We start from the raw sequence: 11,414 nt of genomic DNA, 5'->3' as shown, positions 1-11,414 counted from the left end.
CCGGCCATGCGCACCATCATTCTCACGTTCCGGTGTCTGGTCGCCGCCTATTTCGTCTACGTTCTGTACGTCCTTGCCATGCGGTATGCTCCCGGCGATCGTCCGTTCGACCCGCCGTTCCTCCTCTTCGTCATGGATACGATCAACCTGTTCATCCACGAAGCGGGACATCTCTTCACACGTCCGTTCGGGCGATTCATCTGCGTCCTCGGCGGTTCGCTCGTCCAGGTTCTCCTCCCCCTTGCGCTTCTCATCGTGACGTGGCGGAAGGACGTCCGTCAGACGCCGCCGGTGGCGTTCTGGGTGGGCGAGAGCATGATCAACGTGAGCGTCTATATCGCCGATGCACCCTACCGGAAGCTCAAGCTCATCGCGTCAGGCCTGATCCACGATTGGTGGTGGTTGTTGGACGGGGACGCCGACATCGCGGAGCCGCTCTCGTGGGGGGTGTACGGGCTGGGGTACCTGCTCTGCACCGCTGCTGTGGTTGCGTTCGTGGTGTGGGGTGTGATGGCATACCGCGAGGCCGGCGCAGGCGGGACTCCGCTCGCCCTCCGCTGACCTCCCGCGGCCTCATCATGACATCGCGTCCACCGCTGACCTTTGGAATTCCCTTCCGCAATCCGTACCTTGGTATATTCGTGGCACGGGCCCGTCGCCCGGATGCACGATAGCCGATCATGCGCATCCTACTGACCAACAGCACAACGATCTTCGCCGGGGGGGAGGACTACGTCCTCATTCTGGCGAAATACCTGCGCGCACGCGGACACGCCGTGCACATTTCCGCGATCCCCGGGCATCTGCTTCTGGAGAAAGCCGCGGAGGCCGGCATCCCCACGGTGCCGATCCCGTACGGCGCAATGAACAAGGTCTTCCAGGTCTCCCGCATGTTGCGCGGGCCGGTGCGTGCGCTGGGCATCGACATCGTGCACAGCAACGCCAACTATGACCGGACCTGTGCGGCGATCGCCGCAGCGTGGACCCCGGCGCGCCATGTGGCAGGCATCCACAGCACGCACTCCATCCAGCACAACATCACCCATCTGTTGAGGAACACGTACGGTACGGCGCATTTCATCACCGATGCCGATGCCGGCCGCGAGGTCCTGATCAAGGAGGACCACATCCCGGCCGATCGCATCACGACAGTTCCCATCGGTATCGAAGAAGATCCGCCGGAGGTGCGTGCGGCGATGCGCGTGAAGACCCGCCAGCGCCTCGGTGTGGCGGATGACGTCGTGGTCATCGGCAATGTTGCCCGGCTTGTTCCCTTCAAGGGCCATCGTGTGCTTCTTGATGCGATCGCGATCGTGGTCCGTGAACATCCGAAGGTGCTCTTTCCGATCATTGGCGATGGGGAATTGCAGGACGATCTGAGCGCGCAGGCGCGGACCCTCGGGATCGAGGCGCAGGTCCGCTTCCTCGGGTTCCAGGATCATCTCGAGGAGTGGTATCCGGCATTCGACATCTACACGCACTCGTCGCTGGAGTTGGCCGCGGAAATGTTCCCGATCGCCATTCTCCGGGCACTCGCGGCGGCGCTCCCGGTGGTCTGTACGCGTGTCGGCGGCATCGCACTCATGCTGGAAGAGGGGGTCACCGGGCACCTTGTGCAGCCCGACGATCCACCGGCACTGGCGGCGGCACTGAACCGTGTCGTGCATGATCCTGCGCTCCGGAGCGCGATGGGTGCGGCGGCGGGCGTCCGATTCAAGAAGAATTTCCATGCTGCGGCGATGGCCGAAAGGGTCGAGCAGGTGTATCTCCGTGCGTTGCAGGAAAGATGATATGAAGATCCCGTTCCACGTACCGGCCTATGATGATACCGACGCCGCAGCTCTGGCGCAGAGCATTGCGTCCGGCAGTCTCGTCGGCGACGGCCCCGCGACGCGACGCGCCACCGCGGCGCTCGCGCGGGACCTTGAGGTGCGGCACGCACTGCTGACCCCGTCGTGTACGCATGCCCTCGAACTCGCGATGATGGTCCTGGCCCTGGACCCCGGGGATGAAGTGATCGTTCCGAGCTTCACGTTCGTGTCGAGCACCAATGCCATCCTTCGGCGCGGCGCCCGTGTGGTCTTTGCAGACGTCGATCCCGCCACCCTGACGCTCACTCCGGACGAGGTGCGCGCGCGGATGACCCCGCGCACCCGGGCGATCATGCCGGTGGTGTATGCGGGCGTGTCGCCCGACCTCGATCCCATCATGGCGCTGGCCGCCCCTCGTTCCATTACCGTCATCGAGGATGCCGCACAGGGTATCGCCGCCCGGTACCGTGGGAAGCCTGCGGGGACCACCGGCCATATGGGATGTTACAGTTTCCATGAGACGAAGAATTTCTCCACCGGCGAGGGCGGGGCGTTCGTCACGAATGACGATGCGCTCATCCAGCGGGCAGAGATCATGAGGGAGAAGGGGACCAACCGGAAGCAGTTCATGCTCGGCCTGATCGACAAGTACACCTGGGTGGATGTGGGCAGCAGTTTTCTGCCGCCCGACACGATGGCGGCGCTGCTGGAGAGCCAGATGGCGAAGCGGGAGTGGATCCAGGCGCGCCGCAGGGCGATCTTTGAACACTACACCGAGGCCTTCACGCCTCTCGCACAGGAGGGACGCCTCAGCGTACCGGTGATCCCATCCTACGTGGGGTCCAATCATCATATCTATCATGTGCAGATGGAGAATGAATCCACGCGCAACCGGGCGCTGGCGTTCTTCCGTGAGAGGGGGATCGGCACCACCTTCCATTACCTTCCTCTGCATCTCTCGCCGATGGGACGGGCGATGGGATACGCCGAGGGTGATCTCCCGGTCACCGAATCCGCCAGCGGGCGGCTGTTGCGCCTTCCGATCTACCCCTCCCTGACCGAAGCGCAGCAGGAGACCGTGATCGGTGCGATGAAGGAATTCTTTGCATGATGCGTCCCGCCATGATCGCCGTTGTTGTCCTCAGTATCATTGCCGGTTGTGCACAGGACCATCGGTCTCTCCGCCTGCCGGTGATCTCAACCGCAGACAGCATTGCCTGTGTGCAGGAGAATCTGGCGCATCGTGCCCGTGTGGATGACGAATTCCGGAATGGTCCTGGATCGCCGTTCCGGCGGGACACATCGGTCGCATTCACCGGACTTCACTGGTTCCCGGTCGATGTGCGGTTTCGTGCGGCCGTCCGGTTGCACCGGTATCCCGATCCCGAGATGGTACGCGTGATGGGGACGAAGGGCGAGCCCCGGGAGCAGTTGCGTTACGGGTACTTCGATCTGATCCTGCCCGATAGTGCCGGGGCACCCGTGCGGGTCCGGTTGAACGTGTACAAGTTCACACCGTCGGATTCGTTGCGCTACGCCAGGTACAGGGACCATCTGAGCATGTGGTTCACCGACCTGACCACCGGCAACGAGACGTATCATGTCGGACGGTATATCGAACTCGGCAAAGAGCAGTCGGACCCCGACGCAGAGTATGTCGTAGACCTGAACAAAGCATTCAACCCGTACTGCGCATATAGCGCGCTGTATTCATGTGCGATCCCCACGGACGAGGATCGCATCCCCCTTGCGCTCCGCGTCGGGGAAATGAAGTATCACGAGTGATATGGACCAACACAAACTTTACCGGACAATTCAGACGCTGGCCGAGGCGGAATTCCGCACCGAGGAGCAGTTGCTCAGCCACGTTCTCGAAAGCATCATCAAGAGCGAGCATATTCCGATCCGCGGTGGGCGGATCTGGAAGCTGGAGGTCAGCACCGGGACGTACCGGCTGATCCACCAGAGCGGAGAGATGGAAGCGATCGACAAGAACTTCCGCATCCGCGTGCAGGAATACCCGCTCTTCCAGCAGTTGCCCAAAAAGGCGACGGTGATCGGCCGTGAGACGAACCCGTATCTCCTGCAGAAGGGGATCAAGGTGTTCTCCGCCACCGGCGTGGGCGAAAAGCTGACGTGGAAGACCTTCACCTTGTATCAATACGTCATCGGCATCACTGCGGCGTACGTGAAGCAGGAGATGACATTTGCGCTCAACATCATCAGTACCGCCCTGACCTCGGTCCTGAAGAACCGGAAGGCGGAGAAGAAGGCGCATCTTCTGGAAGCCGATCTGGACAAGGCGCGGGACATCCAGAAAAGTATCCTTCCTGCCCACGAGCTCAGGTTCCACAATTACGACCTGTACGGCATTTCCATGCCCGACCGTGTGGTCGGAGGCGACTTCTTCGATTATCTGCAGGCGGCGGGTGACAAAGAGCGGCTCGGTGTGGTGATCGGGGATGCTGCAAGCAAGGGGCTCTCTGCGGCATCGCAGGCCCTGTATGTCTCCGGTGCGCTCCGCATGGGTGTGGAGTACCAGACGAAGATCGGGTCGCTCATCACGCGCCTGAACGGCCTCGTCAACAAGGCGTTCTCGGCAGAGCGCTTCATCTCCATGGTCTATGCAGAGCTGAATTCATCCGACCGCGGGCTTGTCATCTATGTGAACGCCGGCCATTCCAACCCCGTCGTACTGCGCGCGAATTCGAACGACATGGAGAAGTTGCCCGCCACCGGGCAGATCGTCGGGCCGTTTCCGCGCGAGGTGTATCATTCGGATTTTACCATCCTGAACAGGGGCGACATCATGCTGTTGTACACGGATGGCATGGTGGAAGCATCGAATGAACGGGGTGAGATGTACGGCGAAGGACGCCTGACGCATGCCTTGCGGCAGCACAGGAAGCGGACGGCGAAGGAGATCTGCGCGCTTCTGCTGGAGGAGGTGCAGGTGTTCAGCCGGATGACCGACTACTCCGACGACAAGACCATTGTGGTGATCAAGCGCTCGCGCTGAGGTGCGTGGTCAACGTGCGATGACCATCTTCTTCGTTTCGAACACTCCCGGCGCCTGGAGGCGGTAGAAGTACACGCCGCTCGGCAATTTGAGCCGTGCGAACGGCACATCATAGGCGCCTTCCTGCTGGTTCCCCTCGAACACCTTCACGATCTCCTGCCCCAGAAGGTTGAACACCGATAGCCGCACATGACCTGCGTGTCGCACGGTATACGAAATGCCCGCGGAGGGAGGGAACGGATTCGGGTCCCCCTGCTCCTCTGTCGGTGTTTCGATCACGGTGGTGCGTTGTGGACGTTCGTGTGGCGGGGTAATGTACGAGATCGAGATCCGTCCCGATGACGGTTCCGCGGTTGTGGACAGACTCCCGTCGCTTGCGATGACACGCCAGTAGTACACCGATGACGAACGCGGGAGCCGGACATGGATCGAATCGGCACCTTCCGCAAGGAAGAGATAGGCGCGTGTCTGGAAACCCGCCACGGTATCCACTTCGACGATATACTGCAGGGAGTCATTGTCCGGGTCGATCGAGCGATTCCAATGAAGCGTGATCTCGGGATCGCTGCCGGAAAAACTCAGAACCTCGCGGTCCGCCGGCGGTGCCGGGGAGAACGGGCCCGGCGGATCGTTCGTGTTCGCAACCTGGATCGTTGCGCGTTGTTCGGCGGTGCCGCTGCCATTGCGTGCTTCCACGACGACGGTCACTGTGCCTTTCATCGCCTGTGCATTCGTTGGGATCCACGCAAGAGTTCCCGTCCGGTCGTCGCAACTCATGCCTTCCGGGCCGGACAGCAACCGGATCACTGATGGTGTGCCGCTATACGCCGGTGTGTAGGACCAGGGGGTTCCCTGTATCGCCGTTGCCGGTGGTTCCGTTGTGAAGACGGGCGCCACGGGAGCGATCCGGAGGATCTTGCTGGAGATATACGGGCCGTTCGTCAAATAGAGGAATCCATCAGCACCGACCTGCATGTCGGCGAATCCGGTAGGATAGGTAAGAAGCTGCTTCGCGAGAAGGGAGTCCCGGCCTTCCGAGAGGACCCCGCCCCAAACCGCGGGTTGCGCATTCGAGCAGAAGAGGATGTGGCCTTTCAGTTGCGGGAATGCGTCGCTGTTGTAGACGGCGATGCCGGTGAGTGCCGGCTGTTTTCCTTCGGGGAATTGATACAAGGCGCGGGCGGTGACCGGAGAATGTGACCGGTCGGATGCCGGCCAGCCGAAGTTATCTCCTTTGCGGATACGGAAAACGGCATTCACCCCATCGGACCCGCCATCCGTGCAATACAGATCTCCTGTTATCCGATCGAATGTCAACCCTTGTGGATTACGCAGTCCCCACGCCCAGAATGGCCGGCGCGGATCCGGATTGTCCGGCGGCATGCTGCCATCAGGTTCGATCCGCAGGATCTTTCCCCATACCGCCGAGCGGTTCGTTGTATCCTGGGTCCAGGCACGCTGGGTGCGGTGGTCGCCGACGCCGATATAGAGTCTTCCGTCGGGTCCGAATGCGAGGACACCGCCGTTGTGTTCGGTCGCATCGTTCATCCGCGGGATCACCATGATCAGAGCGGGGCGGACGCCAAACCCGGCTGAATCAACATATCTCTCAACGATCCCCAGTCGGTCCGTGGCGCGGACGTAATAGATGAATACGTGCGGAGTGTCGGGGTACGCGGGATGCAGAGCGATCCCGAGAAGTCCATCCTCGCCTTCGCTTTCCACGGGGACGGTGAGGAATGGTTCCCGGCGGAGTTTTCGGTCGAAAAGGCGTACCCGTCCGCTGTTCTTCTCTGTGAAGAAGAACCGTGCACCCCCATGCGGGTCCACAGCGATCCCCGACGGATATTGGGCCTCGGGCGCACGTGCAAGCGTATCGATGCGATACTGCTGCTGTGCAAACGAGGGCAGGGTGAGGGTGAAGAGAAGGAAGAAAGAGATCGAACGTAGTAGCAAAACGATCTATACATTCCTTTCGTGACTGACAAGATCGTGGCTTGATGTCCTTTGCAGCGGGAGGCGGCAGGCCTCGTATGTAAAGTACCAATTCGCAGCGAGACCCGCAACGCCGGGCGCTTGACCCGCAGGCACCCTCTCAGTATATTCGTGTCATGCCTCCACCCCCCCGGAAAACGTGCTATCTCCTGTATAAGCCCTACGGTGTCGTCTCCCGCTTCACACCGGAAGCTGCCTGGCTTTCCCTCAAGGTGTTCGGGCCGTTCAAGGAGGGAGTCTATCCCATCGGCCGGTTGGACGCTGACAGTGAGGGGTTGCTTTTCCTGACCGACGACAGGTTCCTGACCCATCGCCTTACCGACCCCGCATTCGAGCATCCGAAGACCTACGTGGTGCAGGTCGACCGGATCCCTGATGAAGAGGACCTTGCGCGGCTGCGCGGGGGTGTCTTGATCGAGGGAAAGATGACCAGGCCTGCGGAGGTGCGTCTGCTTCCCGAAGAACCGGTCTTTCCGCCGCGCCCCGTGCCTGTCCGTTTCCGGAAGAACGTCCCGACCGCATGGATCGAGCTCGTACTGCGTGAGGGGCGGAACCGCCAGGTCCGCAAGATGACCGCAGCCGTTGGCCATCCGACGCTGCGGCTGATCCGTACCCGTGTTGGGGAATTTACGCTCGACGGTCTGGAGCCGGGGCAGAGCAGGGAATTGTCTCCTGACGAGTACCAACGGCTTCGCCGGTGGGCTGGCGGTACACCAGAGCGCCACGAACAGAACGATGCCGGGCCTTCGTAGGAAGGACCGGCATCATGCCATTCTTAGTGCGGTTTCTTGCCGGTATGAGGCGGCGGCGGCACTCCCGCTTCCGGCACGGGTGGGGGTTGCGGCGGGTCCGACGCACTCTCCCTGTACAGCGTGATCCCCCAGTACTCCCGGTCGTCCGGTGGGTCGACGTTCCAATCCGCATACGAATGGGAATCGTCGGAACGGAAGTGAAGGACATACTCGCCCTTATCCAGAACGATGGACGTATTGACCATCCGGTTCTTCCTTCCGCCACCGGCATGGAACGTCATGCCGTAGGTCATCTCCCAGACCACTGTTCCCGTGCGTGCGTCCTGGATCCACCCGTAATCGTACAGGTCACGGCCCTGGCCTTCGCCGATCGCGTACACCCTGATCCGTGTCGTGCGGTCGAGCGCAAAGCGCGTTGAACGGTCCTCCTCATCGCGCATGCGTATGAGTTGTGCGATGATATTTCTGTCCTTCTCCTCGACGTACTTTGTCACGATGCCGGCGGGGTTCCAACCGCCCGCGGCAGTGATCGTGATCCCGTAGTTCTCTTTGTCGAACGGCGGATTGTCGTTCCAGTCGGTGTAGGCGTGGGAATCGTCCGTGACGTAGTTCACGATGTAGTTGCCGCGTGCCAGGGAGACCACCTCATCCACATATCTGTTCTTGGCGGCACCACCCGCATGGCTGGTGCGGTCCACATCCATGGTCCATACGCGGTCGCGCGTCTTCGCATCGATGATGGTGGCGTAGTCTGCCATCGAGCGGCTGGTGTTGTCCCGTTCGCCAAAGGCATAGATGTGTACCTTTGCATCCTGCTTGAGCGTAAAGCCTTCCGTGCGGCTCTCGTTGTCCTTTACCTTCGTGATGCGAACGATCACCGGTTCTTCCGCCCTGGGTGTGGCCAGTGAGAATGCCCGGCGTTCCGTCTCGTCGGGGATCGAAACCGTCATGCCCCAGCTATACGGATCGTACGGAGGCGAGTCGTTCCAGTCCGCGTTCGAGTGACTGTCGTCGGTGATGGCGTAGAGCATATACGTGCCGGGCTCCAGTTCCACCTCGGATTCGGTGGTGAGGTTCTTTCGGCCGCCGCCGGCGGGCTCTGCGTCATCCCAGGACGCCGACCAGACCCGTTCCCGGGTCTTCGCGTTCACGATCCAACCGCAATCCACACACTCGGCACCCTGCATACCTTCGCCGATGGCGCGGACGATGACCGTTGCCGGAGCATTCAGAGAGAATTCGTGATGCACGTATGCATCATCACCGAGTTTCGTTGCCGAGAGGACGACGGCCGGGCTCACAGCAGGAGGCGTGAACGAACCGATGGACCGCACCGTGGATTCGTCGGCGGCCAGATCCATCCCCCAGCCACCGGCACGGTGATTCCATTCGTCGGTGATGTCATCGCTCCACCAATCCGTGATCCATGAGAAGAAATGACGTCCGTTGTTCCCGCCCATGGGCCCGAAGAGCGGCTTCTCGCGATGATCAACGTTGATGTTGAAATGTGTGAATGTGGTGTGATAGGCGAACGTCGTCGCCGCGAAGTACGCCTCGTACTTTCCCGGCTCCAGCGTGACGTTGCCATCGAAGGAGCGATCGTTGCGGGATCTTTGTGTGTTGCGGACCGTCATTTCCCAGACCGGGCGCCGCGTGCTGGCATCGATGATCCATCCGTACGCGAACATCCTGTCGCTTTTGTAGGACCATCCCTGATTGCCGCCGCCGCCGAGTGCGGTGATATGGATCGTCGACGGCCTCCGGAGTTCAAAACCCGCAGATCTCAGTTCCTGGTCCTTGAAGTTGCGCAGGGACACGAACGTCTTTTCGCCGGCAACGCCTGTAACGATCCCGCCAACGACGGCGGTGATCCCGATGATGGTACGAATGTTCATGGTGACTCTCCAAGTCTGGTGCCTGCCATCGCTGGCTTCGGGATCCTCCCTGTAACCTATACGAAAAAAAAGGGTTGGCGGTTTCACGCCCTTGACACTCCACGGGGTTCTTCCGTACATTGACCCATGCCTTCTGGTACTCCCATAGCGGTCCGGGCACAGGACCTGGTCAAGACCTACCACCCGGGGTCAGACCATCCCGTCCGCGCCCTTGATGGACTGAGCCTGGAGATCGAAAAAGGGGAGATTTTCGGCCTTTTGGGCAGAAATGGTGCCGGAAAGACGACCCTTCTGAGGATCCTGACGACCCTGGTCAGGCCGACCAGTGGCCTGGCGGAAGTATGTGGCTTTGATGTCACAGCCCACCCCCTCCGTGTTCGGGAATCCATCTGCGCCGTCCTCCAAGAGAACGCCGTTGAGGTCTTTCTTTCGGTGGCCGACAATCTGGCTACCTACGCCCGGTTCCACTCCATTCCCGGCCATCAGATCAAGTCGCGGGCCGACGCCGTGATGGAGCAATTCGGGCTCATCGAGCATCGCAACCAGAAGGTGATCGACCTGAGCGGCGGCCTCAAGCGCAGGGTCCAGGTCGCCAAGGTCTTCATGGTCGACAAGCCTGTGGTGTTCCTCGATGAGGCCACCACGGGGATGGATCCGGTGAACAAACGCGCCACTCTGGACGCCATCCGCGACCACGCCCGTCAGGGCAGGACCATCCTCCTGACCACGCACATCCTGCAGGAGGCCGAAGAGCTGTGTGACCGGATCGCGATCATCGATCACGGGCGGACGATCGCAAGCGGAGATCTGCAGAAGATCAAGGCGATGGCGGGCGAAGTGTACGACGTGAACGTCACATTCACATCGATGCGCCCGGAGATCCTTGAGGTTGCACGTTCCTTCCCGTTGCTGAAACTCACGACGACGCATACCACGCTGACGATGAGCATGCAGGGGACCAACGGCGCCACGTTCGCGCTGCTCGATGCATTGTCCCGGTGCGAACCGATCGTGCATTTCGAAGTGAACAGCGCTTCCCTGGAGGATGTCTTCATAGAATTGCTGGGAGGGAGCGGGAGCGTGGGGGAGGGGCCGCAGCCATGAGGATGATCCTTGCGGTGATGTACCGCGAATACCGGATCCGCATGACGAGCATGACATGGGGATTCTACGATCTCCTGATGCCGCTGGCCTATCTGCTGATCTTCGGCATCGGCCTCAACAGCGCGTTGTCGACGGGTGTTGATGTCGGTGGCACACGGGTCGCCTACAATGCATTCTTCCTCGCCGGTGTGCTTTCCATGGCGAGCTTTGGTATCGCGATCAATACGTCGTACGGTTTCTTTGTCGACCGCGACAACGGGATCTTCTACGAATTCCTCACCTATCCGATGTCCAGGGCCGAGTTCCTCATCGGCAAGATCCTGTTCAATACATTGCTCTCGCTCGTGCAGGCGGCCCTCACGATCGTTGCCGCCGCGGTGATCCTTGGTGCTCCGATCCTGTGGACCGGTTTATTGCTCGTTGCTGTCGTCCAGGTGCTCGGCACCGCCGGCTGGTTCTTCTTTCTGACCACGTTCGCCATCAGGATCAGAAGGAATGACATGTTCAATACCTTCCTGAATGTCGCCTACTTCCTCCTGATGTTCGGGAGCTCCATGTTCTATCCGGTGGATGGGCTGCCCGATTGGCTCAGATATTTCTCCTACGCGAATCCACTGACGTGGCACACCGACGTTCTGCGCTTTGCCACCGTGGGAGCTGGTGCACCGGGAGTTGTCCTTTGTGAGGCAGGTGCCTTTCTGGTCTTCCTCGGTATTTCGTTCGCACTGGCCGTGCAGACGATCCGCAACCCGATGCGCGCCTGAACGCTGTTGGTTGCATTTCGGCCCTCTTTTTGGTACCCTTTTCGACACACGGACACTGAACGGCAGCCTTTCCT

10 protein-coding genes are annotated in these 11,414 nt (G+C 60.7%); 8 read left to right on the top strand and 2 right to left on the bottom strand.

The window, feature by feature from the left end; genetic code table 11:
• Positions 1 to 6: 6 nt before the first annotated feature.
• The 5 genes from IPI01_13570 to IPI01_13550 all read left to right on the top strand — a co-directional run bounded on the left by IPI01_13570 (position 7) and on the right by IPI01_13550 (position 4,830).
• Complete coding sequence (locus tag IPI01_13570; protein ID MBK7258798.1) at positions 7 to 561, top strand: hypothetical protein; 555 nt, start codon at positions 7 to 9, stop codon at positions 559 to 561.
• Positions 562 to 680: 119 nt separating this feature from the next.
• Complete coding sequence (locus IPI01_13565; protein MBK7258797.1) at positions 681 to 1,790, top strand: glycosyltransferase family 4 protein; 1,110 nt, start codon at positions 681 to 683, stop codon at positions 1,788 to 1,790.
• A gap of 1 nt (position 1,791) precedes the next feature.
• The gene (rffA, locus tag IPI01_13560; GenBank protein MBK7258796.1) at positions 1,792 to 2,922 is read left to right on the top strand and encodes a dTDP-4-amino-4,6-dideoxygalactose transaminase; all 1,131 of its coding nucleotides are present in this window, start codon (positions 1,792 to 1,794) and stop codon (positions 2,920 to 2,922) included.
• On the top strand, positions 2,919 to 3,596 hold the full coding sequence (locus tag IPI01_13555; protein ID MBK7258795.1) for a DUF1684 domain-containing protein: 678 nt from the start codon (positions 2,919 to 2,921) through the stop codon (positions 3,594 to 3,596). The genes rffA and IPI01_13555 overlap by 4 nt, the downstream gene beginning before the upstream one ends.
• A gap of 1 nt (position 3,597) precedes the next feature.
• Positions 3,598 to 4,830 carry a serine/threonine-protein phosphatase gene (locus IPI01_13550; GenBank protein MBK7258794.1) on the top strand — a complete coding sequence of 411 codons (1,233 nt, stop codon included), beginning with the start codon at positions 3,598 to 3,600 and terminating at the stop codon, positions 4,828 to 4,830.
• 9 nt (positions 4,831 to 4,839) lie between these two features.
• Here the strand turns inward: IPI01_13550 and IPI01_13545 are convergent, their stop codons facing one another.
• Positions 4,840 to 6,786, bottom strand: a complete 1,947-nt coding sequence (locus IPI01_13545) for a PQQ-dependent sugar dehydrogenase (protein ID MBK7258793.1) — start codon at positions 6,784 to 6,786, stop codon at positions 4,840 to 4,842.
• Between the two features lie 155 nt (positions 6,787 to 6,941).
• Here IPI01_13545 and IPI01_13540 point away from each other — a divergent pair, with 155 nt between their 5' ends.
• The gene (locus IPI01_13540) at positions 6,942 to 7,577 is read left to right on the top strand and encodes an rRNA pseudouridine synthase (GenBank protein MBK7258792.1); all 636 of its coding nucleotides are present in this window, start codon (positions 6,942 to 6,944) and stop codon (positions 7,575 to 7,577) included.
• A 23-nt stretch (positions 7,578 to 7,600) separates the two neighbouring features.
• On the opposite strand, the gene IPI01_13535 is transcribed toward IPI01_13540, so the two are convergent.
• Positions 7,601 to 9,472, bottom strand: coding sequence for a hypothetical protein (locus IPI01_13535; protein MBK7258791.1), 1,872 nt, complete (start codon positions 9,470 to 9,472; stop codon positions 7,601 to 7,603).
• 126 nt (positions 9,473 to 9,598) lie between these two features.
• Here IPI01_13535 and IPI01_13530 point away from each other — a divergent pair, with 126 nt between their 5' ends.
• Positions 9,599 to 10,576, top strand: a complete 978-nt coding sequence (locus tag IPI01_13530) for an ABC transporter ATP-binding protein (protein MBK7258790.1) — start codon at positions 9,599 to 9,601, stop codon at positions 10,574 to 10,576.
• Positions 10,573 to 11,340, top strand: a complete 768-nt coding sequence (locus tag IPI01_13525; GenBank protein MBK7258789.1) for an ABC transporter permease — start codon at positions 10,573 to 10,575, stop codon at positions 11,338 to 11,340. Before IPI01_13530 ends, IPI01_13525 begins: the two co-directional genes overlap by 4 nt.
• Positions 11,341 to 11,414 lie beyond the last annotated feature (74 nt).

The sequence above is a fragment of the Ignavibacteriota bacterium genome, assembly GCA_016707525.1.
Lineage (GTDB): Bacteria > Bacteroidota > Ignavibacteria > UBA10030 > UBA6906 > JAGDMK01.
Note: the sequence above shows the minus strand (reverse complement) of the source record. Positions and strands in the feature narration are given on the sequence as shown.

Excerpts from the sequence above, each read along its gene's own strand:
- IPI01_13570 (MBK7258798.1), top strand. The coding sequence starts at position 7 with ATGCGCACCATCATTCTCACGTTCCGGTGTCTGGTCGCCGCCTATTTC.
- IPI01_13565 (MBK7258797.1), top strand. The coding sequence starts at position 681 with ATGCGCATCCTACTGACCAACAGCACAACGATCTTCGCCGGGGGGGAG.
- rffA (MBK7258796.1), top strand. The coding sequence starts at position 1,792 with ATGAAGATCCCGTTCCACGTACCGGCCTATGATGATACCGACGCCGCA.
- IPI01_13555 (MBK7258795.1), top strand. The coding sequence starts at position 2,919 with ATGATGCGTCCCGCCATGATCGCCGTTGTTGTCCTCAGTATCATTGCC.
- IPI01_13550 (MBK7258794.1), top strand. The coding sequence starts at position 3,598 with ATGGACCAACACAAACTTTACCGGACAATTCAGACGCTGGCCGAGGCG.
- IPI01_13540 (MBK7258792.1), top strand. The coding sequence starts at position 6,942 with ATGCCTCCACCCCCCCGGAAAACGTGCTATCTCCTGTATAAGCCCTAC.
- IPI01_13535 (MBK7258791.1), bottom strand. The coding sequence starts at position 9,472 with ATGAACATTCGTACCATCATCGGGATCACCGCCGTCGTTGGCGGGATC.
- IPI01_13530 (MBK7258790.1), top strand. The coding sequence starts at position 9,599 with ATGCCTTCTGGTACTCCCATAGCGGTCCGGGCACAGGACCTGGTCAAG.
- IPI01_13525 (MBK7258789.1), top strand. The coding sequence starts at position 10,573 with ATGAGGATGATCCTTGCGGTGATGTACCGCGAATACCGGATCCGCATG.